General features: G+C 69.8%; 30 protein-coding genes and 1 pseudogene. 16 read left to right on the top strand and 15 right to left on the bottom strand.

What is annotated here, in order from left to right; genetic code table 11:
• Positions 1 to 37 precede the first annotated feature (37 nt).
• Positions 38 to 793, bottom strand: a complete 756-nt coding sequence (locus tag SLV14N_RS37085) for a dienelactone hydrolase family protein (RefSeq protein WP_263272725.1) — start codon at positions 791 to 793, stop codon at positions 38 to 40.
• Between the two features lie 297 nt (positions 794 to 1,090).
• Between SLV14N_RS37085 and SLV14N_RS37090 the strand changes: the two genes are divergently transcribed.
• Complete coding sequence (locus tag SLV14N_RS37090; RefSeq protein WP_208687241.1) at positions 1,091 to 1,546, top strand: hypothetical protein; 456 nt, start codon at positions 1,091 to 1,093, stop codon at positions 1,544 to 1,546.
• Between the two features lie 38 nt (positions 1,547 to 1,584).
• Here SLV14N_RS37090 and SLV14N_RS37095 read toward each other — a convergent pair whose 3' ends face one another.
• Positions 1,585 to 2,217 (bottom strand): TetR family transcriptional regulator, encoded by a 633-nt coding sequence (locus tag SLV14N_RS37095; protein WP_265875046.1) that lies wholly within the window; start codon positions 2,215 to 2,217, stop codon positions 1,585 to 1,587.
• Positions 2,218 to 2,519: 302 nt separating this feature from the next.
• Between SLV14N_RS37095 and SLV14N_RS37100 the strand changes: the two genes are divergently transcribed.
• The gene (locus tag SLV14N_RS37100; RefSeq protein ID WP_263272729.1) at positions 2,520 to 3,296 is read left to right on the top strand and encodes an SDR family oxidoreductase; all 777 of its coding nucleotides are present in this window, start codon (positions 2,520 to 2,522) and stop codon (positions 3,294 to 3,296) included.
• A 70-nt stretch (positions 3,297 to 3,366) separates the two neighbouring features.
• Positions 3,367 to 3,804, top strand: a complete 438-nt coding sequence (locus SLV14N_RS37105) for an SRPBCC family protein (RefSeq protein WP_263272730.1) — start codon at positions 3,367 to 3,369, stop codon at positions 3,802 to 3,804.
• Positions 3,805 to 3,946: 142 nt separating this feature from the next.
• Here the strand turns inward: SLV14N_RS37105 and SLV14N_RS37110 are convergent, their stop codons facing one another.
• From SLV14N_RS37110 to SLV14N_RS37120, 3 genes are all read right to left on the bottom strand, one after another.
• Positions 3,947 to 4,477 (bottom strand): hypothetical protein, encoded by a 531-nt coding sequence (locus tag SLV14N_RS37110; RefSeq protein ID WP_263272732.1) that lies wholly within the window; start codon positions 4,475 to 4,477, stop codon positions 3,947 to 3,949.
• A gap of 102 nt (positions 4,478 to 4,579) precedes the next feature.
• Positions 4,580 to 4,750, bottom strand: a complete 171-nt coding sequence (locus SLV14N_RS37115; RefSeq protein WP_208687251.1) for a hypothetical protein — start codon at positions 4,748 to 4,750, stop codon at positions 4,580 to 4,582.
• A 587-nt stretch (positions 4,751 to 5,337) separates the two neighbouring features.
• On the bottom strand, positions 5,338 to 5,727 hold the full coding sequence (locus tag SLV14N_RS37120; RefSeq protein WP_259670649.1) for a hypothetical protein: 390 nt from the start codon (positions 5,725 to 5,727) through the stop codon (positions 5,338 to 5,340).
• Between SLV14N_RS37120 and SLV14N_RS37125 the strand changes: the two genes are divergently transcribed.
• Positions 5,728 to 7,152 (top strand): M28 family metallopeptidase, encoded by a 1,425-nt coding sequence (locus tag SLV14N_RS37125; RefSeq protein ID WP_263272735.1) that lies wholly within the window; start codon positions 5,728 to 5,730, stop codon positions 7,150 to 7,152.
• A gap of 20 nt (positions 7,153 to 7,172) precedes the next feature.
• The gene (locus SLV14N_RS37130; RefSeq protein ID WP_208687254.1) at positions 7,173 to 9,212 is read left to right on the top strand and encodes a M36 family metallopeptidase; all 2,040 of its coding nucleotides are present in this window, start codon (positions 7,173 to 7,175) and stop codon (positions 9,210 to 9,212) included.
• Between the two features lie 63 nt (positions 9,213 to 9,275).
• Here the strand turns inward: SLV14N_RS37130 and SLV14N_RS37135 are convergent, their stop codons facing one another.
• The 4 genes and pseudogenes from SLV14N_RS37135 to SLV14N_RS38880 all read right to left on the bottom strand — a co-directional run.
• Positions 9,276 to 9,554, bottom strand: a complete 279-nt coding sequence (locus tag SLV14N_RS37135; RefSeq protein WP_109887009.1) for an antibiotic biosynthesis monooxygenase — start codon at positions 9,552 to 9,554, stop codon at positions 9,276 to 9,278.
• A gap of 207 nt (positions 9,555 to 9,761) precedes the next feature.
• A complete protein-coding gene (locus SLV14N_RS37140) occupies positions 9,762 to 10,355 on the bottom strand; it encodes a DUF2867 domain-containing protein (RefSeq protein ID WP_263272737.1) in 594 nt (197 codons plus the stop codon).
• A 181-nt stretch (positions 10,356 to 10,536) separates the two neighbouring features.
• On the bottom strand, positions 10,537 to 10,842 hold the full coding sequence (locus SLV14N_RS37145; RefSeq protein WP_263272738.1) for a hypothetical protein: 306 nt from the start codon (positions 10,840 to 10,842) through the stop codon (positions 10,537 to 10,539).
• A gap of 3 nt (positions 10,843 to 10,845) precedes the next feature.
• Positions 10,846 to 11,504: pseudogene (locus tag SLV14N_RS38880) on the bottom strand (fumarylacetoacetate hydrolase family protein); the annotation flags it as partial.
• Between the two features lie 31 nt (positions 11,505 to 11,535).
• Here SLV14N_RS38880 and SLV14N_RS37150 point away from each other — a divergent pair.
• The 3 genes from SLV14N_RS37150 (at position 11,536) to SLV14N_RS37160 (ending at position 13,831) form a co-directional block, all read left to right on the top strand.
• Positions 11,536 to 12,141, top strand: coding sequence for a TetR/AcrR family transcriptional regulator (locus tag SLV14N_RS37150; RefSeq protein ID WP_263272741.1), 606 nt, complete (start codon positions 11,536 to 11,538; stop codon positions 12,139 to 12,141).
• A gap of 174 nt (positions 12,142 to 12,315) precedes the next feature.
• Positions 12,316 to 13,173 (top strand): calcium-binding protein, encoded by an 858-nt coding sequence (locus tag SLV14N_RS37155; RefSeq protein WP_263272742.1) that lies wholly within the window; start codon positions 12,316 to 12,318, stop codon positions 13,171 to 13,173.
• A gap of 289 nt (positions 13,174 to 13,462) precedes the next feature.
• Positions 13,463 to 13,831: a low affinity iron permease family protein gene (locus tag SLV14N_RS37160; RefSeq protein WP_263272744.1), complete on the top strand. Its 369-nt coding sequence runs from the start codon at positions 13,463 to 13,465 to the stop codon at positions 13,829 to 13,831.
• A gap of 206 nt (positions 13,832 to 14,037) precedes the next feature.
• Here SLV14N_RS37160 and SLV14N_RS37165 read toward each other — a convergent pair whose 3' ends face one another.
• Entirely contained in the window at positions 14,038 to 15,171 is a 1,134-nt protein-coding gene (locus SLV14N_RS37165) for a glutathione-independent formaldehyde dehydrogenase (RefSeq protein ID WP_263272746.1), read from the bottom strand.
• Between the two features lie 172 nt (positions 15,172 to 15,343).
• Here SLV14N_RS37165 and SLV14N_RS37170 point away from each other — a divergent pair, with 172 nt between their 5' ends.
• Positions 15,344 to 15,535, top strand: a complete 192-nt coding sequence (locus SLV14N_RS37170; RefSeq protein ID WP_208687267.1) for a hypothetical protein — start codon at positions 15,344 to 15,346, stop codon at positions 15,533 to 15,535.
• A 164-nt stretch (positions 15,536 to 15,699) separates the two neighbouring features.
• Here SLV14N_RS37170 and SLV14N_RS37175 read toward each other — a convergent pair whose 3' ends face one another.
• A complete protein-coding gene (locus SLV14N_RS37175; protein WP_208687269.1) occupies positions 15,700 to 16,614 on the bottom strand; it encodes an SDR family oxidoreductase in 915 nt (304 codons plus the stop codon).
• Positions 16,615 to 17,058: 444 nt separating this feature from the next.
• Between SLV14N_RS37175 and SLV14N_RS37180 the strand changes: the two genes are divergently transcribed.
• Together SLV14N_RS37180 and SLV14N_RS37185 are read left to right on the top strand one after the other, a co-directional pair.
• Positions 17,059 to 17,385 carry a plasmid stabilization protein gene (locus tag SLV14N_RS37180; RefSeq protein ID WP_208687271.1) on the top strand — a complete coding sequence of 109 codons (327 nt, stop codon included), beginning with the start codon at positions 17,059 to 17,061 and terminating at the stop codon, positions 17,383 to 17,385.
• Between the two features lie 141 nt (positions 17,386 to 17,526).
• Positions 17,527 to 18,351, top strand: a complete 825-nt coding sequence (locus SLV14N_RS37185) for a sulfotransferase domain-containing protein (RefSeq protein ID WP_263272749.1) — start codon at positions 17,527 to 17,529, stop codon at positions 18,349 to 18,351.
• A 249-nt stretch (positions 18,352 to 18,600) separates the two neighbouring features.
• On the opposite strand, the gene SLV14N_RS37190 is transcribed toward SLV14N_RS37185, so the two are convergent.
• On the bottom strand, positions 18,601 to 18,981 hold the full coding sequence (locus SLV14N_RS37190; protein ID WP_263272751.1) for a VOC family protein: 381 nt from the start codon (positions 18,979 to 18,981) through the stop codon (positions 18,601 to 18,603).
• Positions 18,982 to 19,423: 442 nt separating this feature from the next.
• Between SLV14N_RS37190 and SLV14N_RS37195 the strand changes: the two genes are divergently transcribed.
• A complete protein-coding gene (locus tag SLV14N_RS37195) occupies positions 19,424 to 19,729 on the top strand; it encodes a hypothetical protein (RefSeq protein WP_208687275.1) in 306 nt (101 codons plus the stop codon).
• A gap of 151 nt (positions 19,730 to 19,880) precedes the next feature.
• On the opposite strand, the gene SLV14N_RS37200 is transcribed toward SLV14N_RS37195, so the two are convergent.
• From SLV14N_RS37200 to SLV14N_RS37210, 3 genes are read right to left on the bottom strand one after another with little or no spacing between them, the layout of a single operon-like run.
• Positions 19,881 to 20,456: a sulfotransferase family protein gene (locus SLV14N_RS37200; RefSeq protein ID WP_263272752.1), complete on the bottom strand. Its 576-nt coding sequence runs from the start codon at positions 20,454 to 20,456 to the stop codon at positions 19,881 to 19,883.
• A complete protein-coding gene (locus SLV14N_RS37205) occupies positions 20,449 to 21,393 on the bottom strand; it encodes an NAD-dependent epimerase/dehydratase family protein (RefSeq protein ID WP_221174719.1) in 945 nt (314 codons plus the stop codon). Before SLV14N_RS37205 ends, SLV14N_RS37200 begins: the two co-directional genes overlap by 8 nt.
• A complete protein-coding gene (locus tag SLV14N_RS37210; RefSeq protein ID WP_263272754.1) occupies positions 21,393 to 22,535 on the bottom strand; it encodes a glycosyltransferase family 4 protein in 1,143 nt (380 codons plus the stop codon). The genes SLV14N_RS37205 and SLV14N_RS37210 overlap by 1 nt, the downstream gene beginning before the upstream one ends.
• A gap of 587 nt (positions 22,536 to 23,122) precedes the next feature.
• On the opposite strand from SLV14N_RS37210, the gene SLV14N_RS37215 reads away from it, so the two are divergent.
• Genes SLV14N_RS37215 through SLV14N_RS37230 form a run of 4 tightly spaced genes read left to right on the top strand, consistent with a single transcriptional unit; the run spans position 23,123 to position 26,837 of the window.
• Entirely contained in the window at positions 23,123 to 24,040 is a 918-nt protein-coding gene (locus tag SLV14N_RS37215; RefSeq protein WP_263272756.1) for an HEXXH motif-containing putative peptide modification protein, read from the top strand.
• Positions 24,041 to 24,064: 24 nt separating this feature from the next.
• On the top strand, positions 24,065 to 25,237 hold the full coding sequence (locus SLV14N_RS37220) for a YcaO-like family protein (protein WP_263272757.1): 1,173 nt from the start codon (positions 24,065 to 24,067) through the stop codon (positions 25,235 to 25,237).
• A gap of 20 nt (positions 25,238 to 25,257) precedes the next feature.
• On the top strand, positions 25,258 to 26,001 hold the full coding sequence (locus SLV14N_RS37225; RefSeq protein WP_208687280.1) for a class I SAM-dependent methyltransferase: 744 nt from the start codon (positions 25,258 to 25,260) through the stop codon (positions 25,999 to 26,001).
• Positions 25,998 to 26,837, top strand: a complete 840-nt coding sequence (locus SLV14N_RS37230) for a bifunctional 2-polyprenyl-6-hydroxyphenol methylase/3-demethylubiquinol 3-O-methyltransferase UbiG (RefSeq protein ID WP_263272758.1) — start codon at positions 25,998 to 26,000, stop codon at positions 26,835 to 26,837. The genes SLV14N_RS37225 and SLV14N_RS37230 overlap by 4 nt, the downstream gene beginning before the upstream one ends.
• The last annotated feature ends 2 nt before the right edge of the window (positions 26,838 to 26,839 follow it).

Here is a 26,839-nt window from a genome sequence, read left to right on the forward strand (position 1 = left end):
GGCCCTTCGGGTTCGCACCGCCCGCCCGGCCCGTCGGTCAGAGCCGACGACCGAAGAGCTCCAGCAGGTTGTGCCAATGACGCTGATCCGCCACGGAGTTGTACGCGGCGGTGTCGGTCTGGGTGTAGCCGTGCTGGGCACCCTCGTACAACTCGCTGCGGTAGGGGACGCCCTCGGCGTCCAAGGTCCGCTCCAGGCTCGCGATCTGGTCGGCCGACATCAAATGATCGCGGTCGGCGTGGCCGAAGTACAGCTCAGCCGTGCTGCGGCCGGCGAGCCGGTGCGGGCTGTCCTCGGCATCGGTGACCAGCCGGCCCGCGTGGAAGGAGGCCGCGGCTCCGATGCGGTCGGGGTAGGCCGCGGCGGTGCGGATCCCGAGCACACCGCCCATGCAGTAGCCGGTGGTACCCACCGGCCCGTCGGTGACCAGAGGAGAGGCGGCAAGCCAGTCCAGGTAGGCGCCGGCGTCCCGCATCGCCAGGTCCGGGGTGAGGGCCTGCATGCTCGGGGAGAGCTGCTCGAAGATCTCCGGCAGATGGGAGGGGGCGATGAAGTCGGGCAGGTCCACGACGGGCGCACGCCCCGCGCGGTACAGGACGTTGGGCACCAGCACCGTGTAGCCGTGCCCGGCCAGACGCCCGGCCAGCTCCTCCAATGAGGGGCGCAGTCCGAACGCGTCCATGTACAGCAGGACCCCGGGGTGCGGCTTGCCGTCGTCGGGGTGAGCGAGATAGGCGTCGGCGGCGCCGTCCGGGGTGGGGATGTCCAGGGATGCGCCGTGCACGCTCGTCATGTCCACACCTTTCCTCGGGCTCCCGGGGGGACGCACGAGGGCGGCCGCCCGTCCGCCGGTGATCACGCCGGCGGATTCCACACTAATCATCGTGGGTGAGCTGCGCGGAGAGGGGCATCCGTCCGGGCGAGAGGTGCGCGGGCGACGTACGGAGGCAGGCACCTGTGAGGCGAGGGGCACCGCACTTCGATCTCCGCCCCGCCCCCGCCGATCTGTCGGGAGCCCACCACGGACGCCCCGTAAGACTGTCCATGCGCGCACAAGTCCCTTGAGTTTCCCTCGTGTTGGAATCCAGGCATGGCCACTACCTCTGCCGGACCACCCGTGTCTCCCTCCTGGAACGAGCCCTCTGACCGGCTGCGGGCCGAGCTGGAGCGGTTATGTGACGAAGCGATACGACAGAAGGACCTCGCTCACCGCAGGGCTGATTTCTGGGTCAAGGTCGATATCGCCCTGGGTTTCCCCGCGGCGCTCCTCGCCGGCGTGTCCGGAGCCGCGGGGCTGGCCTCGGCGGACGCCCGCATCCCCGCGGCGTTGCTGGCGCTGATCGCCGCGGGGTGTGCGGCGGGGGCGGGCTTCCTCCGGGGTGACAGCCGGCGGGTGGCCAACAAACGCGCCCGCCAGGCATGGGCCTCCGTCGAGGCCGCGGCCCGTATGAAGCTGGCAAAGGACCGAGTGGTCCCCGAGGACCTCGGCGAGGTGCTGGAGTGCCGCCAAGTCGCGCTGGCGGCATACGAAGGGGATGATTCCTAGCCCGGTCCGGTCCCCGGCGATTCCGGGCCGATGGCCGCCTACTGGTCGACGGACGGCCCGGGCTTCCACTGGAGCTCGTCGAGCCGCAGAAACGCCAGCGCGCGGCGCATCAGGTCGACGAATTCCTCAGGCTCGTCCTGCCAGGCCCAGTACTCCATGGTGACGGTGAACGCGTCCAGCACCGCGGTGGTCAGCAGCCGCACTTCGAGACTGTCGGGAGGGGCGCCCGTGCGGGACGCCAGCGCGGGCGCGAGCCGTTCCTGCATCTCCCGCCCCGCCGCGAGCCAGCGCATCTTCAGGACGGGGACGGTTCCCAGGACCCGGACCAGCCGACGGGCCCGGGCGGCGTCCTCCAGGCGCCGCTCGGCCGTCTCCGTCCCGAAGGACGCCTCGATGGCGGCGCTGAGCGGTTCTTCGGCCGGTTGGTCCGCGAGGACGTCCACGAGTTGGCCGACGCTGGAGGCGAAGGGGGGGGTGAGGGCGTCCTCTTTCGCCGGGCAGTAGCGGTAGAAGGTGCGCAGGGAGATGCCCGCGGCCGAGGCGATGTCCTCGACCGTCGTCGTGTCGTAACCGCGGTCGGCGAACAGGGCCGCCGCGGCCTCCGCGATCTCCAGCTGTGTCTGAAGGCGCCGATGTTCCGTCAGGGACGGACGGCCTCGTGCTGCCGCCATTGTGTGCTCCTTGCCGTGTTTCAGCTCGGCCCTTATTCTCACAGAGAATTATTGGCATGGCGTGCCAGAAAAGAGGTATGTTGATCAACGGCTGATCAGAAGCCGATCGTTCAGCGGTCGATCCGTCCGCCATGCCCGTGCTGTCGCGCTGTCCCTGCAAGCCCGTGCGCCGGTGGGGGCGGCGCGGCGAACGGCGATGGCCGGTCGATGACCGGTGATCGGCCATCGACGGCGTACGGTCCACGGCCGACGCACGGTGATCAGCGACCGGAGCACGTACAGCGTCAGCGAAGGAGCCGACCATGTCCCGCACTTACCTCATCACCGGAACCGCCTCCGGCATCGGCAAGGCCACCGCCACCCGGCTCAGGGAGCAGGGGCACACGGTCATCGGGGCCGACCTCAAGGACGCCGATATCGTCGCGGACCTCGCCACCCCCGATGGCCGGGCCCATCTGGTCCAGCGCGCAGGCGAGTTGAGTGGTGGACGGCTCGACGCCGTGATCGCGGGCGCCGGCCTCGCCGGTTTCGAACCGCGCGCCGTCAGCGTCAACTACTTCGGCGCGGTCGCCACGTTGGAAGGGCTGCGCCCCCTGCTGGCCGCCGGTACGGACCCGCGCGCCGTCGTCATCGCCTCGGTCGCCTCCGTCCACCCGCACGACACGGCCATCGCCGACGCCGCGCTCGCCGGTGACGAGGAAGCTGCGCTGGCCGCCGCCCGGGCAGCGGTCGACCGGGGAGAGGGCTATGCGATCTACGGCTCGACCAAGGCCGCCATCGCCCGATGGATACGCCGCACCGCCGTGACCGCCGACTGGGCGGGCGCCGGTATCCCCCTCAACGCCATCGCCCCCGGAACCGTCGTCACCCCCATGACGGAGCCCATGCTGGCCAGCCCCGACATACGCAAGATCGTTGACGCGACCGTCCCCATGCCGCTTCACGGCCCCGCCCAGCCGGCACAGATCGTGCCCCTCCTGACCTGGCTCACCTCTCCCGAGAACGAACTGGTCACCGGCCAGGTCGTCTTCATCGACGGCGGCGCCGACGCCGTACTGCGGGGCGACGGCACTTGGTGAGCCGCCGACAGAAGCGGCTGATCACATACAGCCGCAGCCATCGCCATCCGCAGCCATCGGAGGACCGCCCGTGCACACGCTCACCCGTACCACCGTCGTCACCGCCGACCCCGATGCCGTCTGGCGGATCATCGGCACGTTCGGCGGCCTCGCCGACTGGCACCCCCTGCTCCCGCCGTCGGTGATCGAGGACGGCGCCGATCCCGAGACGCCCGGGGCGATACAGGCGTTCTCCGTCAACGGCCGAGTGGTCATCAGGGAGCGGCTCCTGGAGAAGGACAACGCGCGCCGGATGCTCCGTTACACCATCCACGAATCCGCAGTCCCCGTCTCCGCCTACGTCTCCACGCTGTCCGTGCACCCGCACGAGGCGGGTGCCGAGATCCGCTGGGCCGCGACATACGAGGCCGCCGACGAACTCATCCCCGAGATCGAGAAGCAGTTCGGCGACAACATCTACACCACCGGCCTGAACGCCCTCAAAGGACGCTTCGCCCTACCCGCCTAAGGGCTGTCGTGCAATCCCCGGCGGGCGCACGACGACGGCTTCGGCGCGCTCACCCGGCTCATGCTGGGAGGTGCCCCCACGCCGCGTTGTCGGGGCCTCCGGATATGCCCGGTATCCGGAGGCCCCTCCTACAAGGCGGCGCTCAGGCGACGCCGTCCCGTTCGGCCAGCTTCTTGAGGGTCAGGAGCTGTTTGCGCATCATGACGAGATCACCCCAGGCGAGAAGCCTGCGACGGAGCCTGTGGGCGAGGGGCCCCTCGGCCTCGGCAACGACCTTCACCACCAGGCGGCAACCACCGTCGAGCGGGCGCAGGGTGTAGCTCACCGCCATCTGCCCGTGGCGTTCGGCGCGCCGGGCCGGGAGCACTCCGGTGATGTGCCTGCCGGTCTCGAAGCTTGCGATCTCGAATACGAGGAACGGCTGCCCCGGGGCCAGTTCCGGTAGCCCCTCGACAAGGGTGTGCGGGCTTCTGCGTCCGCGGAAGTCGATCCAGTCATAGCTGTACGGCGCGATGGTCAACTGCCGTAGCCAACGGAAGACGAGGCCGGTCGGCGCCGCTATGTCAACGGCCCGGGTCCACCCCGCGGCAGGGGCCTCCACGAGGCGATCGCAGGGATAGGACGCCTCCTGTTCGGGACCGGTGGCGCCCCAGACTCTCCCGGACAGGTTCATGCCGCGATCCTACGGGAAGGCCCGTTCCTCGACCGCGGCAGACCGCGGCAGACCACGGCAGACCGTGGCCGACCGCGGCAGACCGTGGCCGACCGCCCAAGATCAGTTGTGGCCGAACTTCCGCTGGGCCTTGTGGGCGACGTGCTTCGACATCGACTGCTCCGGCTCATGCGGGGTCGATGCCTTCGCCTTTTCCTTCGCCTCCGCGGCGGCGCTGCGTTCATGGCCGCCGGTGCGGGCGCCGCGATTCTGCCGGCTCTGCTTCTTGCCCACGGTCGTGCCTCCTGGCGGATCTCGAACGATGAACCGGTACCAGACTTGCATGCGCATACGAAGAGTGCATTTCGGGCGGATGGTGGATCCGGTAGCCGTCAATCGGCGCCACAGTGGGCGTGATGAAGGGAGGGAGGAGGCGGAAGGAGGAGGCGGAAGGAGGAGGCGGAGGAACAGTAGGAAGCCCCGTATGTACGCGCGGGTTGGGTCATCGCTCTGCCTTCGACGAGCCGCTCCTGACGATGCGTCAGGCGGCGAATGCGATCCATGGCGGGGACATGCGCAAGGGCGTCCGACTCAGGATGCGAGAACGCATCACGCCACGGACAATGGAAAGGGCGGGGCTTTCGTAGCAGCGCGCACGCAGCCGCAGCCGTAGCCCGCTTTGCACGCTTGCACGCCCCACGAGTACGGGGCCCAGGTTCGGGGCACCGCGGAGCCCGGTCGGGGGCGCGCTCTTTTCCGGAGGCGCCGAGATGCCCGTGCTCTTCTTCGACATCGGTGAAACGCTCGCGGACGCGAGCATCGGGGCCGACGGTTCTTTGACTCTCCGTCCACGGCCTCGTGTTTTCGATGTTCTCGACGCGTCAGCGGGCATACGGAAAGGCATTATTTCGAACCCGGGCACGGGGGAGGCGGCGCGCGCCCGCGCGGTGGCGGCGCTGCACGCGGCCTTTGCGGGCCGCTTCACGGACGACAGTCTCCTTCACTGGGGCGCAAAGACCGCTCGCGGGATCTTCGACGGCGCGGTGGCGAGCGCGGGCGTCGATGCCGATGACTGCGTATTCGTGGGCGAAGATCCCGATGAGCGCGTATTCGCCCGCGAAGCCGGAATGCGGGCCGCCGCACACCCGGTTTTCACGTTCGCCGCCATCGAGGGCCGCCCGGTGTTCTGGGCACGAATCGAGGTGCCGGCGAACCGGAGTCTGGCCGACCTTGAGGCGATCGCGCGTACCGGTGAGATCGTTCCGGTCCATGTGGCCTCCGCCCACCTCGTCCTCGTCATGGCGACCGCGCGGGGTGTGGCCGCACTTGAGCAGGGCGGGTTCACGGCCGACCTCCGGGGCGAGGTGGCGGAGACCTCTGCCTTCCTGATGCGCGACGACCGTCCGGTTTCCCTCCCTGAGGCGCTCACCCATGTCTCGGGCACGGCCAAGGAAACGGCGGAGGCCACTCTGCGCGCCGCGGCGGCGTTCACCTTCATCGCGGGCGCACTCGACGGACCGGAACAGTCGGTCGCCTCTCTCGGCCCGGCACCGGGCGGCGTCTATGTCGCCGCCGCGGCCGGCACCCCCGTCGAAGACCTGCACATCGCGGAGGCGAAACCCGGGCACACCGAGCGGCTGCTTCCCGACCCGGCTCTCCTCTCCCGGCCGGGGGAGACACAGGTCCAGGGATTTGCGGATGGGTTCGCGAATGGCGTGCCCTCTCCGGAGACCGTCGCCGCGGTAGGTGCGGCCATCACCCCCGCGGCGATGCGCGGCCATGTCGCCCGTATCTCCGGCATCGACCCGCTCGTCGAGGGCGACCCCTTGAAGGTCCGCAGCCGCGACGCGGCGAGCCCGGACAACGCCCTCGTGGTCACCGCACTCGCCCGCCGGCTCCATGACCTCGGCCTGACGGTCAGACGCCATGAGTTCTCATGGCGGGGGCGCAGGCTCTCCAATGTCGAAGCAGAATTCCCGGTCGCGGCAGCGGACTCCGCCGTGCTCATCACGGCACATCTCGATTCGACCGCGGCCAGGGGCGAGTTCTTCGACAGCAGCGGCCGGCCACGCCCTTACGACCCCGCCCTGGACCCGGCACCCGGCGCCGACGACGACGGGAGCGGTACGGCGGCGGTCCTGGCCACGGCCGAGTGCCTGAGCGCGATGATCGCCGAGGGCAGGGCACCGGCACGGACCATACGCTTCGTCCTCTTCAACGCCGAGGAACAGGGCCTCGTCGGCAGCAAGGCCTATGCGCGTGCGGCGGCCGCGGCCGGGGACCGGATCGTCGGCGTGCTCCAGATGGACATGATCGCGGGCTTCCAGGGCGGCACACGCACGATGGAGATCCACACGGGATCGTCGGTCCCCGGCCCGGTCGTGGGCGCCTCCGACGCGCTCGGGGGGCTCATCGCCCAGGCCGCCCCTGCGGTCGCGGCCGACTTCTCGCTCCAAGCGCTCGCGGGTTCCGGCGACCCGGCCGCCGGGCGGAGCGATCACGCAAGCTTCCATGAACGCGGTTGGGCAGCTGCGGCCGTCTGCGAGAACTTCTTCGACGACACCGCGCCCGCGACCGGCACCCGGCAGTACCACATGCCGGGCGACACCCTCCTCGACGAGGACCACGACACGGACTACGCCGCCGCGATCGCCCGCACGGTCGCGGCGGCGGCACTCACGCTCGCGGGCCTCTGAACCCTCCCAAGGAGCACGCCATGAGCGTAATGATCGACAAGCGGAACAAGAACTACGACCGCTTGGCCAGTGTCGCCGAAGCCGACGCCTTCCTGGACGACACCGAACGGGTGGCGGCGGAGGTCGACCACACCCTCGTGGCGGACCGCAGCAAAGTGAACCGCTTCACCGGGCATCTGACCGAGCTGCGGGTGACCGGCGCTCCCGGCTTCACCACCACGGACGAGTCGGTGCCCATGCCCGAGAACGGCTATATCGCCCAGGCCAAGCAGTACGTCACGTCGGTCGCCGAGGCGATCGGTTTCGCGGCCGGCGAGCCGGTGGAATTCGAGGCCGACCCGAATGTGATGACGACGAGCGAGGGACTGCGCGTCGTGAGCCTGCAGCAGGTGCTCAACGGCATCGAGGTGTGGGCCATGGCGCCGAAGGTGTGGATGTTCGAGGACGGCACCGTCGACCGGGTCATCGGCGACACGGTGAGTGCACCGGCGACCCTGCCGGCCAGGCCGGTGGTCCCGGCCGAGGTGGCGCTGCGGGTGGCGGCCGCGAAGGCCGCCGAGCCGACAACGCTCCGCGGAGTCTTCGGCGACGACGAACTCCCGCGTCTCGACATATCGGACGGCTTCGAGCGACTGTCGCACCAGGCGCGGAACGATCAGCCGATGACGTTCAGCAAGGGACCGTTCGAGGAAGCCGTCCCGGCCCGGCTCGTGTACCTGTACATGGGCGAAGATGCCCGCCTCACCTGGATGTTCACCTTCTCCCGAGAGAAACTGTCCGCTCAGTACCACGCCTTCGTCGAGGCCGACGACCGGACCGCGAACCCGGACGAGCCCGAGATCCTCTACTTCTACGACACGGTCCGGCATGCGATCGCAGGACGTGTCTTCCAGCGCAACCCGGCCGAGAGCACCTTTGACACCGTCCCGTTCCCCGTGCCCGCGAACGGCTATCCGACCGTGGCGTCCGCGGGGTTGCCCGCCGGCTTCCCGCTGCCCTGGGCAAGGACCCACAACGGGAAGGTGTCGACCGAAGGCAACAACGTACGCGCGCTCAATGGAGCGACCCGCCGACCCGTCGAGGTCACGGTTGATGCCGAGGGCAACAGCCTTTTCGACCCGCCGCAGGACAGCCCCGAGCAATTCGTCACCAACATCTTCTACTTCTGCAATTTCGCCCACGACCTCTTCATGATGCTCGGCTTCACGGAGGACCAGGGCAACTTCCAGACCACGAACGTGACGGGCCTGGGAAAGGGGGCGGACCCCGTCCGGGCCCTCGCCCACCCGGGGGCGGTGTTCGGGACGGCCAACATGGCCACCCGGGCCGACGGTCTGGAAGCCGTGATGAACATGGGCCTGGTCACCGGCACCGGCCGCCACACGGCCGATGACTTCGATGTCGTCCTCCATGAGTTCTGCCACGGGGTGTCCAACCGTCTCGTCGGCGGCCTGTTCGACGCCAACGGTCTGGAGGAGGACCAGCCGGTCGCGATGGGCGAGGGCTGGGGAGACTATTTCGCCCTCACGACCAGGAACTTCTCGAACTCCCAGGAACGCGATGTCCTCGGCAACTGGGTGGTCAACCGATCGAAGGGCATCCGGCAACGGCCCTACGACTCGCAATACCCCGGCGCCTTCGGGGACATCGGCAAGGGACCGGGAGAGGTCGCGGGCGCCGGCAACCGCGATCTGACCTACCAGGAAGTCCATGACGTCGGCGAGATCTGGTGCGCGGCGCTCATGGAACTGACCCGCAAGGTCGCCGCCGCCCTCGACAACAAGGAGCGGGGCTACCAGGTGACATGGCAGGCGGTCGTCGACGGCATGAAGCTCACACCGAAGAACCCCTCGTTCCTCGTGGCACGCGACGCCATCCTGCGGTCCTTCAAGGCGATGAAGGGCGGACCGCTGACCAGTACCGAGTACACCGCCGTGCGGAACGCCGCCTGGAAAGCCTTCGCCCGGTACGAGATGGGCTTTGACGCCTTCTGCCCGAACGCCACCTTCACAGGGTGCCGGGGTGGCACGGCGATGCCTCCGGCGGGGCACGAGGATTAGGGGTGTCTCCACGGAGACCGGGGAGACACCCTCCAGCCCCTGCCGGTCACGGCGAAAGCGACGTCAGCACGCCGCGAGCCGGACGATCTCGCGCGGGCGCGATTCACGCTCGTCATAGGCGAGGTCCAGTCCTGCCGCCGCGACGGTGGCGAAGGACGCGGCGGAGGCTTCTTCGGATTCCCATTGCACTATCGACACCACCGCGTCGGCGGACACCCAGCACTCAGCCGAAAGGCATCCCGGGGTCCGCAGGAACACCTCGCGGACTTGATGGACGCGCGAGATGAACTCCTCACGGTAAGCGGCGTGCGGATAGTGGCTCGCTACCATTCCGACCTTCATGATGCTCTCCTCGGTGTTGCTCGATGATGGGTCTTTGTCTGGGTTGTCAGCGGTTTCTGAGCCGGACCCTTTGGTCGTGCGGCCGGTGGCGGAGGCGCCCGTGTCGAGGGTCGGTGTCGTGGCCGGCCCCCGGTCCGGGCGACGCCCTCGCGGAGGGCGGGGACGGTGCGGGTGCCGTCGGCCGATGTGGGCCCTGGCGGGAACCGGTTATCCCGCACGTCGGTCTTCGTCCCCCCGGCTCTGCCAGGCGCGTCCGATCTTCCGCATCAGCGCCGGATCCACGATCAGATGTCGGAGCGGCCTGATCGCGGCCATGTAGGCCTTCCCGAACAGCCCGTTCGGCTTCACCAGGACAGCCATCTGACCGCGGTAGCCACCGGACTCGTCCGGTACCCAGCCGATGTGCATCACCGCGTGCACGGTCCGGTTGGCCACCTCCGCCGCCCACTCGCTGTCCGTCAGATAGACGGGGGTGAGCGGGACCGCTCGGAAGCCCGGTCCGGGCGGGGCGTCGCGGAGATCCGCCGGCAGTCTGTCGCGCAGAGTCTGCACCCGGGCGCCGAGACCGGAGCCGGGCCGATCCCAGCCGAGCAGTGCCCCGAGCTTCCAGCGGAGCGCGAAGAGCGTGCGGGTGGCTCCGGAGAACCGTCCGTTGCCGGAGGTCATTTGCCGCACCAGCCGCGTGAGGTCGTCAGGACCGCCAGGTGTCGGCAGCGCCCATACGTCCTCGAGCCGGAAGTCGGGTGTGAGGGCGTGGATCCGCCAGGGGTGGGAGGAGTGTGCGGTGTTCGGGAGCTTCATCTGGGGACCGCCTTCAGTGCAGAGGAGTACGTGGCACGGGGTTGAGCCCGCACACTCGACGGCGGAGCCGGCAGCGAGTGGCGCGTCGTGGGAAGCGGAAGCCAGTCGTGCGAGGCGTCGTTCCACCGCCTTTGCGTACGCCGACGAGGGCGAGTGCGAGTGCGACGATCTGGCCGACGGGTCATGACGATTCGAACCCGCCTCCGCGGGAGGCCACGAGCCCTGCGGACCGTGGGACCGACGACTGCCGGCGACTGTCCCACTCGGCCATCAGGGCGAACAGCGCGAACCTGTCGAGCACGGGCTGGTCGGGATGGATCTCGCGATAGCGCCGGTAGAAGTTGACCACGACCCGCTCGGCGTCCAGCCAGCCGGCGTACTCGGCCAGATCGACCCCGAACGCCGCCTCCTGGAAGTCGAGGCCCTTGGCGTAGGCGGCGTCGGTACGGCCCGCGCCGACCGGTTCGCCGTTGACCTCGGCCCGCACCTGGAGCGCGAGCCTGCCGTTCGGGCCGAAGGGCAGCTCGTCGGGCGTGACCAGCCACGGCCCGAGCGTGGACGCGCCGTCCTTGCCCTTCGCCTGGCCGATCTTGAGCTGGCTCTCCAGGCCCTGGAGGTCGCGTGCGCTCCAGTCACAGAAGAGGGTGTGGCGATATGGCCCTCGGCCTGTTCGGGCGTCAGATCGCGGCCCGCGGTGCCGATCACCGCGGCGATTTCCAGCTCGAAGTCGAACCAGGCGCTGCCGGGGGAGATGGGCACGTCGTCGTAGGGGCCGATGACGGTGGCGGGGTTGGCGAAGTAGAAGGCGGGGATCCGGTACCAGACCGGCTCCAGCGCTCCCGTGTCGCCGACTGCTTTGCGGCAGGCGCGCAGGTGGTCGAGGAAGCACAGGCAGTCCCGTATGGATGGCGGCCTGGGGAGGGGGGCTTTCAGCGTGACGTCGGCGAGCGCGACGACGTCAGCGGGCTCGGTGAGGGCGCGCTCGCCCGCCTGCCGCAGCGCGGGGCCGAGGAGTCCGAGCAGGGAGGTGCCTTCCGATAACGCATGGATCAGCTCGCCGTTGAGGACGCCGGCCCGATCGCCGTCGGCCGAGGTGTAGGTGACGAAGCGCAAAACAACCTCCCGCGGTGCTTCTATGTTGGCCAGCATAGAATATTATTGCTAGCACAGAGGAGGTGGCGTGACAACGCGACGAGAGCAGACCAGTCACGAGAGCAGCGAGCTGATCCTCAGGGCGGCGGCGGAGCTGTTCGCGGCGAAGGGCTACCGGCAGACGACGTTCGCCGACGTGGCCGAGCGGTCCGGCATCAGCAGGGGATCGATCCCGTGGCACTTCGGCAGCAAGGAAGGTCTCCTGCTGGCCGTCCTCGAACGCTCGGTGGACCTGATCCGCGCCGGACTCGTCGAGGAGCCGGGGGAGTTGGCGGAGCCGGAGGAGGCGGAAGCGGGTTTCGACCGCCTGATGGGCGGCGCCGACGCGCTGTTCGCGCAGCCCACCACCAAGCTCTTCGTCACGCTCCTGGTGGAGGCGCTGGAGCCGGGGTCGCCGATCCACGGCCGTTACGTCGAGATCCACAACACCCTGCGCGACCACTGCAGACGATGGCTGGAGCGGCTGCCGCTACCGCCCGGACTGTCCGCCGAGACACTGGCCGTCACGATCATCGGTGCCGGGATCGGCATCCATCAGCAGTGGCTGCTGGCGCCCGACCGCGTCAACCCCGACCAGGCGCTGGCCGCGCTGCGCACACTGGTGGCGGGGGCGGTACTGCCGGCCGGGGAATGAGCCTGAGGGGGGCGGCCGCCCCCCCCATGGCAGGCGTTCACAAAAACTCCATGCAGATGTACAACCATTCACATCTGCTCGGGGTCTGGTCTTCGGAGTCAGCGGACTCCAGACCGATCCGGGTCCCGTCGAACGCGTCCCACGCCGCGGGGCCCCTTCCTATTCGAGGAATACATGCGCACTCGAGCCACTGTTGCCGCACTGTCCGGCGCCCTGGCCCTCTCCGCCCTCACTGTCCCGACCGCACAGGCCGCGGACAACCCGGGCGCCCGCGCCGACAAGGCGCAGCTCTCTCCGTTCACTGCGAAGTCTCCCGCCAAGGCCGCGGCGGACGACGCGCGGGGCGACACCAAGATCACGAATGTCACCGTCAACGGCGGCAAGGACATAGTGGTCGGCACCAGCCTGAAGAAGACGTACACCGTCTCGGTGACCGCCACCGACCCGGCCGGCATCTACGACGGCTATGCGTTCCTGTGGCACGGCACCGACCTGAAGACCGGTGTCGACGGCGCCATGACCCCAAGCGTTGACCACGGCACCTGCAAGACGGTCAACGCCACGACCGCCACCTGCTCGGTCACCCTCGTTGCGGACCCGGCGTCCACCGTCTACGGCAACATCCTTGCCGGCCGGTGGCACGTGTTCGCGTCCGCGGTGGGTAAGGACGGCGACTACTCCACCAAGGACACCTACAAGTCCTCCTGGGTCAAGCGGGCGTCGCGACTGACGACCAACGCCTCGCCGGAGCCCGTGGCGAAGGGCAAGACCGTCACGGTCACCGGTGCCCTGACCCGCGCCAACTGGGACACCGACAAGTACGCGGGCTACACCCAGCAGTCCGTGCAGCTGCAGTTCCGCAAGAAGGGCGCCGGTAGCTTCAGCACGGTCAAGACCATCAAGTCGGACAGCCACGGCAACCTGAAGACGACCGTGAAGGCTTCCGCCGACGGCGACTGGCGCTACGCCTTCGCCGGTACGTCGACGACCTCGTCAGTGACCTCCACGAGCGATTTCCTCGACGTGAAGTAGGCCGTGCGAGGGGGGACTTCGTGCCCCTGATGCGATAGGTGTCGGCCACCCGGGACGGACGGGCAACCGGTCCGTTCCGGGCGGCCGGCACCACGGCGGCTGCTGCCGTCAGGAGCTCCTGGACGCCGGTGTGCAGGAGGCCGGAATGAAGGAGACCGGAATGAAGGAGATCTGTGACGGTCCGGGCGTGCTGTCGGCGTGCCCGGACTCGTCGCTGTTGAAGTGAAAAACCTTGGCGCCTTCGGCATGGCGCTGTCCGCGGAGCGATCCGCTTGAGTATCCAGGTGCCATGACCCTTCGGCACCCCGTGGAGCGGGGCGGAACGCAGCGCGGGCGGTTCGCCCAACTCGCCGCGAAATCCTCGCACTTCACCAGCTCTCCCGCCTTCTTCGTGGTCTGCCTCGTTCTGATCGCGTTCTTTCTTGTCGCCCATCTCGTACATCTGTCGCTGGCCTGGCAGCTGCTGGCGGGGGACCTGATGGCCGCGGTGACCCTGCTCCTTCTCGCCTTGCTGAAGAATTCCGAGCTCCGCGCGGAACATGCGATCCAGCGGAAACTCGACGCCTTGGCAGCCGCCCTGCTGGAGTCCCATGAAGGCCGGGGTGGCCAGGCGGCGGAGGATCTCAAGAAGGCGATCCGCTTGGAAGAAGAGACGTAGCGGCCGCGTGGAGGGAAGACCAGACCTTCTGCGGGCGGGCAGCCGTATGCGGACGGCGCGAAGGCGGGCAACGTGCTGCCACGGCGGGCAAGGCGCTGTCACGGCGACTGCCCCGGCCGGCCTGACCGGTCCGGCCGCCCGGCCGGTACGCCGGCGCGGCCGACCGGGGTTTCTCGCGAGCCGGACGGGGACTTTGCGGACGCGTCCTAGGGATGCAGGACGACCTTGGTGTAGCCCTCGATGCGCTTGTCGAACTTGTCGTATGCCGAGGGGGCCTGGTCCAGGGGCAGGTCGTGCGAGACGACGAAGCTCGGCTTGGCCCGGCCCTCGATGATCATGTCGCGCAGGAACCGGTTGTAGCGCTTCACGTTGCACTGCCCCGTACCCATCCGCAGGCCCTTCTCGAAGAGCTTGCCGATCGAGACGAGGAGCATGCCCCGCTTGGCCTGCTCATCCGGGCCGCCCGGATCCGCGGGAACGTACAGGCCCGGTACGCCGAGGGCACCGGTGGCCCGGACCGTGTCGACGAGCGAGTTCAGAACGGTCGCCGGTTCCTCCCGTGCCGCGCCGTGTGCCATCGCCTGGTAGCCGACGGCGTCCACGCCCTTGTCCGTGCCGACGCCCTCCGTCAGATCCTTGATCTGCTGCACCGGGTCGCCCTCGGCGAAGTTGATCGGGACCGCGCCGATCTCCTCGGCCTTTGCCAGCCGCTCGGGCACCCGGTCCACGACGAACACCTTGCTCGCGCCGCGCAGCAGCGCCGAGTAGGCGGCCATCAGCCCGACCGGCCCGCCGCCGTACACCGCGACGCTCTCCCCGGGACGTACCTGTGCGAGTTCACAGCCGTGGTAGCCGGTGGGGAAGATGTCGGCGAGCAGGATGAAGTCGGTCTCGTGCTCGTTTCCCGGTGGCAGCTTCAGGCAGTTGAAGTCGGCATAGGGTACGCGCAGATATTCGGCCTGGCCGCCCGCCCAGGGGCCCATGGCGACATAGCCGTAAGCGCCGCCCGCAAATCCCGGATTGACGGTTTGACAGAAACCCGTGAATCCCTCGACGCAATTGTCGCAGAACCCACAGGCGACATTGAAGGGCATGACCACCCGGTCACCCTCCTTGAGGGAGGTGACGCCCTGGCCGACTTCCTCGATGATTCCCATGTTCTCGTGCCCGAAGACGATGCCCGGCTCGGCTGCCGTACGCCCTTCGTACATATGCAGGTCCGAGCCGCAGATCGCGGTGGAGGTGACCTTTACGATCACCTCGTTGGGGTGCTGGATGCCGGGCTTGTCGACATTCTCGACCGCCACGGTGAACGGTCCTTTGTAGACGACGGCTTTCATTGCTGCCACCTCCCGCTCAGCGAAGAGTGCGCATGGATTCCCCGCCCCTTTGACGTGAGCTATCACTCATGATTCTCCGGTCTGCTGGGCGGGGCAAGCCGCTAATGTGAGAGGGAATATCCACTCCGGTATCGCAATGTCGCACCGAGAAGCGAAAGAGGGAGGGCGACACGTGGCAGCACAGCGACTCGGGACCCTGCTCGTCCCGGTGCCCGGCCTGTCCGGCACCACGTATCCGCCTGGAACCACGATTACTGTCCGTGGTCGCGGTGCGACGGTCGATGCCTTTGTGAACGGCGACTGGCTCCCCCTGTCGTGGTGGGAGTTCTCCGACGGCCTCCGTGAGGACATCGCTGACCGCTGACCGCTGACCGCTGTCCGGGCCTGTGTGCGACTTCCCCGTACAGTCCGGCTGCCGAGGCAGAGCGCGAGGTGTCCGCCGAGCCCGAAACCGGGCCCGAGTGCGAAACCGACCCGAGCCCGAGCCGAGCACGAAACCGAGTCTGAGCCCGAGACCGGCGGATGCTGCTACACCCCGTGCGTCCCCTGTGTACCCGCCGTCCGGTCCGTACCCGCCGTCCGGTCGGCGCGGCCACCGGCGCCGAGGAGTCCTGTGGCATCGAAGCGGACCCGTTCAGCGAGCCGGGGCAGCTCGCGTCGGGAGATCCAGGTGACCAGCGGTGGCAGTACGGGACGGACCGGCTGAGCGAGGCGCAGCCATGAGGGCGCGTAGACGGTGGGGGAGCGGCGTTCGATCGCGGTCACGAGGCGTGCGGCGACCGTCTCGACGGGGTGGACGCGTCTGGCCGGTGGCGGCATGTGGGCGCGCAGTTCCCGCAGTACCCCGTGCTGGTCCGCGTCGCGGACCATGTCGGTATCGGTCCAGTTCAGGTAGGCGATGCCGACACCGACTCCTTGGTGATCGAGTTCGGCACGCAGGCACTGGGCGAAGGACTCCACACCGGCCTTGGAGGCGCAGTACGCGCTCATCATGGGCGCCGGCCCGAAGGCGGCCGTCGAGGCGATCTGCAGGAAGTATCCGCGCGTGGCCAGCAGACCGGGAACGAAGGCCCGCGCGGTGATCGCGCTGCCGATGAGGTTCACCTCGATGACCCGCCGCCAGGTGGCCGGATCCGATGTGGCGAACGGGCCTCCCTCGGCCACACCGGCGTTGGCAACGACTACGGACGGCCGGCCGATGTGGTCATGAATCCGGGCGGCCACGCGGTCCATCGCCGCGTCATCGGTGACGTCCACCGCGAAGCTGTGCGCTTCGACGGGGAGTGAGTCCGCCAGTCGGGCGAGCGGCTCCTCCTCCCGGCCGAGGACGACGACCCGCGCACCGTACCGGGCCAGTTCCCGGGCAATGCCCGCGCCGACCCCGCGGGCCGCGCCCGTCACCACTGCGAGCCGCCCCGCCAAGGGCGTCGTCTTGTTCCCCACGTCGTACTCCGAGGCAGATCCGAGGCAGAAAGGACAGTGGTCGAGCCGCAGGCCCCCTCCAGCCGGTCTGCCGGGGCACGGGGGAGAGGTGTGATCACCATAGGCACGGTCGGGCACCGCCGGGCGCCACGGCAGGCCGATGCCTGACGCCCTGTCTGCCGGGCCGGTCCCCGGTCACGACGGCGAACCTCGCCGGCCTGGCGATCGCCACCCTGCTCCAACTGCCCGGCCGGCGGCCACGACCAGAGGAGTCCGGGCCCCCTCTGGCGCACCGCCTCCACCATCTGGCTGCACGGACGCTGCCTGACCGGCTCTCTCCTGTCGCGCACGGCGCCCATTGCGAGTGGAGTGGTAGAGGCACCGCCGCAGCCAGTGGACGCACCGGCGGTGGGTAGGCGCCCTTCAGCACATGCAAGACGCCCCACTCGATCAAGGAGCTGCAGCATGCCGGCAGGTTCGGACAAGAAGCGTGAGCGGCAGTACGAGCACATCAAGGAGAACGCGCTGGAGCACGGCGTCTCGGAGAAGCGCGCCAAGGAGATCGCCGCGCGCACGGTGAACAAGGAACGTGCCCGCTCCGGGGAAGCGAGGTCGGCGGGCAAGGCCTCGCTCCGCGACCCCAAATCCGCCTCTCAGCGCGGCGGCGAGCGCTCCCACAGCGGTCCGCAGGGCCCCACGAAGGACCAGCTGTACGAGGAGGCCAAGAGGAGGAACATCGACGGCCGCTCCCAGATGAACAAGGAGGAACTCCGCAAAGCGCTCGGCCGCTAGGGGAGGGTGAGGTGGCAGCCGCTGCTTTGCGCCGGCCGTCCGCGGTCCTGACCTGGCCTTAGAGAGAGGGCACCGGTGGCGGCAGGTGTGGCGCATAGTGCGCCCTTGTCCGCCGGCCGACGCCTGCGGACACTGACGGGCATGACGCTCCCCACCCCGTCCCAGGAGGGCTCCTGGGACGCCGCGGACTCCGCCGAGGTCGTTGTCATCTCCTTTCCCAAGTGCGGTCGCACCTGGCTCCGCGTCATGATGGCGAAGGCCATCTCGGCCCGCTGGGGACTGCCGATGGAGGTCTGCGCGGACCTGCAGCTCACCGCGTTCTGCGAGAGCGAACCGGCCATCCCGCGGATCATCTTCTGGCACGACGACCGGGTCGCCTGGCGCTCCCCGAACGAGCTCTCCAGCGACAAGAGCTGGTACCGAGGCCGCAAGGTGGTCTTCCTCACCAGGGACTTGCGGGACACCATGGTCTCGCACTACTTCCAGCGCACCCGTCGGCCAGGTAACCCGTATCGAGGGGAGCTGGGCGACTTCCTGGCCGCCGAGGAGGGCAGCCTCCGCACCTGCGTCGCGTTCTGGAACATCTGGTACGCCAGCCGCGGCATTCCCGAGGGCTTCCTGTTGACGTCCTACGAGCGGCTGGCCGCGGACACCACCGGAGAGCTGGCCCGGGTCCTGGAGTTCTGCGGTGTGCCGTCCCCGGCCTCCGGGACGCTACGGGAAGCGGTGGAGTTCGGCAGTTTCGACCGGATGCGCGCCATGGAGGTCGCTGACGTCTTCCACTCGGAAAAGCTCCGCCCCGGACGCCTGGACGACATCGAGTCGTACAAGACCAGACGGGGGATCGTCGGCGGCTACCGTGACTACCTGACGCCTCAGCAGATCGCTTATGCCGGCGCCCAGATCGAGGACCGACTGGTCCCGGACTGGCAACCACTGGCGCTGGCCGCGGACATGATCGGCTAGGGCCTGTCTCCATGCGAGGCCAGGAGCCAGTCGTTGATGACGGCGATGTGGAGGATGGCTTCCTATCGGGCAGGTCAAGCCGCCTCATCACCGCTGGGGGCGGCCATGAGGCCTCCGGTGTTCAGATTCTTCGTGGTCGATGAACCCCTCTACCGGAGACCTCACTTACTGCACGATCACGACGCGCCCGTCACGCCGGACTTCGAGGCAGGCCCCGGGTACCTGGTGCCGAGGAGTGACCGATGAGCATCAGAGTGGGTTGAGACGGGCCTTGAGCAGGCAGAACTCATTGCCTTCGGGGTCGGCCAGGACATGCCACTGTTCCTCCCCTGTCTGGCCGATGTCGGCCGGGCGCGCACCTAGCTTCAGAAGGCGTTCGAGCTCGGCGTCCTGATCGCGGTCGGTGGCGTTGACGTCGATGTGCAGCCGGGACTTCCCCTTCTCCGGCTCATCCCTGTAGCTGAGGATGATCGTCGGCTGCGCGCCACCGAACCCTTCGCGCGGCCCGATCTCCAGCGTGCCGTCGTCCTCGCGATCGAGCACGACGAAGTCCAGGACCTCGCACCAGAACCGCGCCAGCGCCTCAGGGTCGCGGCAACCGAGCACGAGCTCACTGATACGACAAGCCATGACGAAACCTGCTCTCAGTCCGGGAACTGCCGGGGAGGCCGCACGCGAACCTCACAGGCCCCAGCAGTGAAAACAATTCCGCGACCGTACCGGACGAGGGAGCACGGGCGAATGATTTCAGGGCCGACCCTCGTCGAGGCGGGCAGCAGCAATCCGAAGCCTCCGCAGCCCATGACGAGGAGGCGGCGGTCGGCGGGGCGGCGGCCCGAAAAGCCCTTTGACTCTCGTGGCTCGTGGCCTAAAGTGCCGTCCGCATCGCGCCCTTGAGGGCGTGGTGGCTCTGGTGACTGCGTCGGGCCGGGGCATTGCCACCCGATGGGGTGCGGGATTTCGTCGGCAGGTGCTGTGGACATAGGAAGGAGCGTGACGCCGTGAAGTGGTGGATCTAGCCGTCCGCCCGGAAGGTCCGGGAGCACGGGCGGCGGGTTCCGGAAGGAACGAGATGTCCCGTACGGACAAGACGAAGCCACTGTGGGTGCGTCACGCGGAGCACAACCCCCGGCCGGTCCACGATCATCGCTACGGTGCGTGCGATCTGCCGCCGCACCCGACGCAGGAGGACGCGGACACCCGTTGCCGGTGGGAAGACCCCGGCATGCAGCTGCTCGGCCGCACCTGCTGTGCGGGGTGCAACGTCCGCTCCTGCGTGAAGGAATGGCAGGAGATGGTCAGGGTCGGCAACCGTAAGGAACGCTATGCGGGCCGGCGCGAGGCACGCCGTTTCGCCGCCGGAGAGATCAGCGACTGATTCCCGACGACGCCGTATCGCTGCGCAGTGAGGCGCAGGCCGCGGCGCAGGTCCAGCAGCGGGCCACCCCTCTATCGGGGGGTGGCCCCACTGGCTCGGCCCCTGGGTGAAGGACTACCCACCGGCGAGGGACCCGGACTTGGCAGGCAGATCAGAAACCGGGGAAGGGCTCGTCCGGGATCGGTACGCCGAGGAAGGGGGCCAGGCGCTCGTAGCCCTGTCCGCCGACGATGTCGAGCACCAGCAAGTCGTTGTTACGGCCCGCGAAATGGCGCCGCACCTGCTCGACGTGCCGGCGGTGGACCCGGGCGAAGCGCGCCGCGTTGAATTCATGGCATCCGTAGACGGCGGCCCGCAGGAAGCGCTGGACCCGCACATAGACCGAGTCGGGGGCCGCCTTGCTCGTGACGGGCCGTTGCCAGTGGTGCGCACAGGAGCGCAGCCAGCTCTGCTCCTCGCGGACGGTGAGGATGAACTTGGCGCCGGGCCAGGCGAGATCGAGTTCCTCGTAGTAGGGCGCGACGGTGATGTCGGTGATCCCGTCGCGCTCCGCGAGCAGCGGGAAGCGCGCCGTGCCGTCCACCAGGGCCTGGTAGGTACCCGGGTCGCAGGGGTAGTGGGCCACGTCGAAGCCCAGGGTGCGCAGCGCGGTGGTGAGGGAGCGGGTGCCGGTACGGGACAGTCCGAGGCCGAAGACCTTCGGCCGGGTGGGGCGGTCCTCAGCCATCGAGGTGCCTCCAGGTCATCGTGTGCTTGACCATTGCGGTCAGCCCGTCGTACAGGTCCGTCCGGGGGTGATAGCCGAATTCCCGTGCGGCCAGGGCGATATCGGCTCCGGTGTGCCGGGCCTCGCCGGGGCCGCCCGGCCGCGGATGGAGGGTGACCGGCCCGATCAGCTGCTCGACCGTGGTGACCGCCTGCTTCATCGAGACCGGCCGGCCACCGCCGAGGTTGGCCACACCGGTGAAGCCGGCACAGGCAGCGGCGCGCATGGCGGTGACGACGTCGCCTACGTAGGTGAAGTCCCGGGTCTGCTCACCGTCTCCGTACAGCGGGAAGGGCCCGCCGGTCAGCGCGGCGTCGACGAGGCGGGCGAAGGCCATGTCGGGGCGCTGCCGGGGGCCGTACACGGTGAACAGCCGCAGCGAGACGGTGGGCAGTCCGTAGACGGTGCGGTACAGCTCGCAGACGTGCTCGGCCGCCAGCTTGGTGACGCCGTAGGGCGAGACGGGCCGGGGACAGACCGTCTCGGGGGTGGGGAAGACCGGTGCGTCACCGTAAACGGAGGAGCTGGAGGCGTAGACGAATTTGTGCAGGGGGCGCTTCCGGGCGGCCTCGACCAGGGCCTGGGTGGCCAGCAGGTTGCGGTTGGCGTAGCGGGCGAAATCCGAGCCCCAGGAGGGGCGGACACCGGGCTGGCCGGCAAGGTGGTAGACGACTTCTGCCCCGTCGAGGAGCGTGCCGAGGTCCGCCTCGAGCAGGTCGGCCCGGTGGTGGGTGAAGGCGGCGTGCGGCGCCAGCAGACGCAGGTTGCGCGCCTTGAGAGCCGGGTCGTAGGAGTCGGTCAGCGCGTCGATGCCGACGACCGTGTCACCGGAGGCCAGCAGATGTGCGCACAGATGGGAGCCGATGAACCCGGCGGCGCCCGTCACCACCGCCCGCATCAGCGGCTCTCCGGCCCGGCGGCCGCCGGGACAGCGGGCAGCACCCGGTCCGCGCGGGCCCGCCAGGTGTAGTGCTCGGTCAGCTGCCGCCTGGCCTCCTTGCCCAGGGCCGAACGGAGGGCGGTGTCCTCGGCGAGCTGTGTGACGGCCTGTGCCCAGTCCGTGACGGAGCCGGGCGGACGGAGGAGGCAGTTGACCCCGTCGGTGAGGACTTCCCGGAGGACGGGCAGGTCCGAGGCGATGACGGCCTTGCCGTACGCCATGTACTCGAACAGCTTCATCGGTGACACCCAGCGGCTGATCTCGCCGACGCCTCCGGCGCAGTAAGCCCGCCTCTGATAGGGCGCGAGGACGATGTCGAACGCCCGGTAGAAGGGAGCAAGTTGGGCCGGCGGCCGATGACCGTGGAAGTACACATGGGGCTGGCGGCAGCGGCTCTGCCAGTGTGTGCGGTCCGCCGTCGTGCCGCCGACCAGATGGAAATCGGCCTCGGGGAGTTGCTCCGCCAGGCCGAGGATGACGTCCGTGCCCCGCCCGGGGTAGAGATGGCCGACGTAGCCGATCCGTAAGGCCCGTTCCCGGCCGGGTAAGGGGGCCACCGGGCCGTCGAGCGGCACCGGATCGGCGCAGTCGTGGGCGGCGACCAGGTCGACGGTGTTCAGGGCGGTGAGCTCCGGGAAGGCCGCGCGGTAGTCGTCGGCGAGTGCCTGGGAAACGCACACCACCCGGCGCAGGTTGGGCCTGCGGAACAGTGACCGCTCCACCGCCCGGATGCTGCGGCTGGGCCACAGCAGATGGGTCTCGTACACCAGCGGTGCCAGACCCGAGCAGGCCAGCAGGGCGAAGGGGTCGCGTCCGTAGAGCAGGTCGGGCACGCCACGGCGGCGGAGATCGGCCCGGACCTGCCGGGCCCGGATCCATTTGCCCGCCCCCGGCACCGCCGGCTGCCCGTGGGTGCGTACCTCGAAGCGGTTGCGGGTGCCGTAGTAGGCGTGGATGTCGTCGGCGGGGACGGTGCCCGGCAGGGCGTGGAGGACGACCTCGTGGCCGGCGTCGGTGAAGGCGTCGCACATCCGCATCACGTGCACACCGTTTGCGTAGACGGAGGGGATGCTGCCGCTGTGCAGATAGGCGATCCGCATGGGTGAAGGAGCCTCCGGGCGTCGTGGTGACGGGCGCCCATGCTTCCCATCACCATCTCCGGTCACAACCGGGCTCGCTGAGCGGCCGGTGGCACGGCGGGGCGCATGGCGGCGCACACCCGCTCGGCCCGGCGGAGATATCAGCCAGATCGGGAAACCACTGGTGTCACATGCTTCCCGCGCGGCCCGGCCGTCCGGTGCTCCGTGGCGTACTGATCCACTGCTGGCCTTCGGCGGAGCGTGTTCCACGGGTGACGGCGCACGCGAGCCGGAAGGCGTCCGGTTTCCGTACGGCAGTGCGGTGAACGTGTGGTCTGCCGGTCAGGGGCCCCGTACGTTCGATGCGGGCGTCAGCTGACGCTCCTTGAGGTGTGCGACCCGAGAGGGAAGGACGGACATGGAGCACGAGGACATCGAGCAGGTCACCGAGGAGCTCCCCGACTACGCACTCATGATCGACCTTCCGGACCAGGACTGATTCGGATCGGCTGCCTGCTACCCGCCGCGCCTGTCCCCGAGCCCAGAGGTCCGGACCTCGGGGGTTCCGATGCCCAGAGGTGGAGTGTGAACTCGGTGGAGGTGAACCGGTGCTGCGGGTAGCCCCCGATGCGCAGGCGGCCCGCCGTGACGAGGAGGCCGTACGGCGGGTGGCAGAGGGCGTGTTGGCGGCCGCCGGAGTCCGGACGGCCGCGGCGGCGGGCCCCGCGCTCGTGGCCGCCGCCTTCGCCGTGCAGACCGCGAACCTGCCGAACGTCACCGCAGGCACGGACACCGCGACGGGGGAGCCCCTGGGGCCCGTCGGGCCGGCACCGCACCTCGCCCGGTCCGTGGAGCGTGCGCTGGCCGCGCGGCCCCGCGGCGCCGACGTCACGGGCGGGTCGCGGCTGGCCGGCTGGGAGCGTGCCGAGCGTGCCGTCCTGGACGACAGCCGGGACCGGCTCGCCGCCGCCTGGCCGGAGATGCTCGCCGAACTACGCATCTGCGTGGCACAGGTGGCGCTGCTGGAGGGCCGGGCGATCGACGGCTTCACCGACTTCGCCACCCATGGCGCCGTCTACGTCAACCGCGCCCGACTGGGCGCGAGTCCCCGCGGTCTGCCCGGACCGGTCCGGTTCGCCGAGGCACTGGTCCACGAGGGCACCCACACACGCTGCAACGCCGCCCAGTTGAGCGGTCCGTTCCTCACCGCCGCCGCCGATGGCGTGGACCCCGTACGGACCCCGTTGCGGGCCGATCCGCGCCCACTGGCGGGACTCTTCCAGCAGGCGGTGGTCCTGACCCGCTGCACGGAGCTCTACCGGCGCCTGCTGGAGGCGGAGGACACCACCGCCACCCCCGCGGAGCACACCACCGCCATCCCTGCTCTGGCCGCCCGTCGGGACCGGTTGTCGAGCGATGCGCGGCAAGCGATCGACGCCCTGCGGCAGCACGTGGGGTCGCTCACCGCGCACGGATTCGCCGTCCTGGGGGAGTGCGACGACCTGCTGCGCCCGACCGCCGTCTGATCCACCGTCCCCGGGAGTCCGTCTGTGCCGCCCGCCGCTGCCCGCGCCCTGCCGACCGCATGGCCCCCGCAGGTCTTCGCACCCTTTCCCGGCGAGTCCCAACTGCTCTTCGGCCGGGTCGCCGCCCGCAGCCCGCTGTTCGACGCCACCGCGAGCGCCGGCGGGCAGCGGGTGCTGATCGGCAGCGCGGCGGGCACCCGGGCGGCCGACGTCGCGGTGCGGGCCCGAGGTGAGCTGCTGGAGCGGATGGGCAATGTCCTGGCCGGGCGCGCGGCGGAGGCATCCCCTGCGCTCGTCGCCAGCCACGCCGAACTACGGCGCAGGCGGGCGCCCGCGCTCGATCCGGCGCCCTGGGCCGGGACGGAGGCCCGCGCCGCACACCAGCTCTGGATCACCGGGAGGTCCTTGCTCTCCGATACGGAGATCCTGGTGCCGGCCGCGCTGGCCTTCCTGCAGCACCGCCCTCCCGCCGGCTGCACCGCGCCGGCACGTGCCGGCTCCACCGGCCTGGCGGCCCACCGGCAGCGGGCCGCGGCCGTCGAGCACGCGGCCTGGGAGATCCTGGAACGCGACCTGCTGCGCCGCAGCTGGCAGGCCCCCGCGGAGCATGCGCCCGCCGCCACCGGAGTACTGGACCAACTTCCCCCGCCGGTGCACCGCGTGTGCGAGCGCCTCGGCGTGCACGCCACCGCGCTGACCCTCTCCGCGCCGGGCGCCTGCGCCGTCGCCGTCTGCCTCCACACCTCCGCCGGCCGCGAGCAGACCTTCGGCGCGCGCTGTGGCCCGGCGACCGAACGCACGGACCTCCTGGCACGGGCCGCGCAGGAGGCGCTGCTGGTGCGCTGGAGCATGAGCACCCTGGCGGCTCAACGTGCCCATGAGCGGCTGGCGTTGACGGGTACGCCGGCATCCGCGGTCGCGCATGCGCTGTGGACCTACCACGGCCATCAGGACGCACTGGCGCGCTGGCTGCAGTACGGCCCCATCCCCCTGCCGACACCGCGGAACGCACCCGTGGATCCCGTGAACCCCGTCGGCCTGCTCGCCCAGCACACCGGCGAGGACATCGTCTGCGTCGACACGGCACCCGCCGCACTCCGCGAGGAGCACCTGGCCTTCGTCCGTCTGATCGCCCCCGGTGCCCGGCCGCTGCCCTCCGTGGCCGCCCCCGGCACGCCGCCGCACCCCTTCGGCTGAACCCCTTCCAGAGGAGCACGATGACGACGGTTCCCCGTTATGCGGGCGACTTCGCCGACCGCTACGACGACTGGTTCACCCCGTCCGCCGGCAGCACCAAGGAGACCGTGGACCTGCTGGCGCGGCTGGCCCGGAGCGCGCCGCCCGGCCCCCTGCTCGAACTCGGCATCGGTACGGGCCGGGTGGCCCTGCCGCTGGCCGGGCGCGGGCACCAGGTCCACGGCATCGACGCCGCCCCGACCATGGTCGACCAGCTTCGCGCCAAGCCGGGCGGCGAAGAACTCACCATCAGCTTCGGTGACTTCTCCGAGGTGGACCATGACGGCGAGTTCGCCATGGTCTATGTCGCCAATGGCACCTTCTTCGAACTGCCCACCCAGCAGGACCAGCTGCGCTGCTTCGCGAGGGCGGCCCAGCGGCTGCTGCCCGGCGGGCTGTTCGTCCTGGACGGCCACCTCCCCGAGGTGCTGGCGGCCCACAGCGGCGGCGGCGCCCAGTCCGTGGCGAGTGCGAACGGTGATCCGATGCTGCGCACCCGTCGTCTCCAGCCCGCCTCCCAGCGCTACACCTCCGACTACCTGGTGCTCGACGAGGGCATCTTCCGGCACGTCCAGGTGGTCTTCCGTTACGCGGCCCCGGGCGAGCTCGACCTGATGGCGGCCGCCGCCGGCCTGCGGCTGCGCGAGCGGTTCGGCGGGTGGTCCGGTGTCCCCTTCGACGACAGCAGCCGCTGGCACATCAGCGTCTACGAGCTGCCGGCATGACCGCGCCGAGCGGGTCGCGTGACCCACGGACGTACCTCAGGAAGAACCATGAGATGTGGCAGCGGTGGACGCCGCTGAAGGCCGCATCCGCCCAATACGACCTCGCGGGGTTCCGGACCGGCGGCTCCCGGATGCGCGCGCTGGAACGTGCCGAGGTCGGCGAGGTGCGCGGCCGCTCGCTGCTGCACCTGCAGTGTCACGTGGGGCTGGACACCCTCTCCTGGGCGCGGCTGGGGGCGCGGGTGACCGGTGTGGACTTCTGCGCCGAGGGCGTGGCCACCGCCCGCTCCCTGGCCGCCGACGTCGCCCCGTCGGCCGTCTTCGTGGAGGCGGACGTCCTCGACCTCCCGTCCCGGCTCGACGGCACCTTTGACATCGTCTACACCTCGCACGGGGTGCTCGGCTGGCTGCCGGACCTGTACCGCTGGGCCGAGGTCGCCGCGCACTTCACCGCGCCCGGCGGCTTCGTCTACGTTTTCGAGTCGCATCCGGCGGCCTGGATGCTCGACAACAAGGCCGACCGTGCCGAACTGCGGCTGCGTTACTCGTACTTCGGCGAGGCGGAACCGCTGGCCTTCGAATACCGCAGTCCGACCGCGGTACCCGAGGCGGAGCTGCCCGGCTGGGAGTACGCCTGGGGCCATTCGCTCGGCGAGGTCGTCAGCGCACTCGCGGCCGCCGGCCTGCGAGTGGAGTTCCTGCACGAGTGGCCGTTCGTGGCCTGGCGGATGGTGCCTTTCATGGGCCGGGGCCAGGACGGCTGGTGGCGGCTGCCGGAGGGCCTGCCGTCGATGCCGCTGTCCTTCTCGCTGCGCGCGAGCAAGCCGGCCGACTGAGG

The organism is Streptomyces sp. Je 1-4 4N24 (assembly GCF_026239515.1).
Lineage (GTDB): Bacteria > Actinomycetota > Actinomycetes > Streptomycetales > Streptomycetaceae > Streptomyces > Streptomyces nigrescens.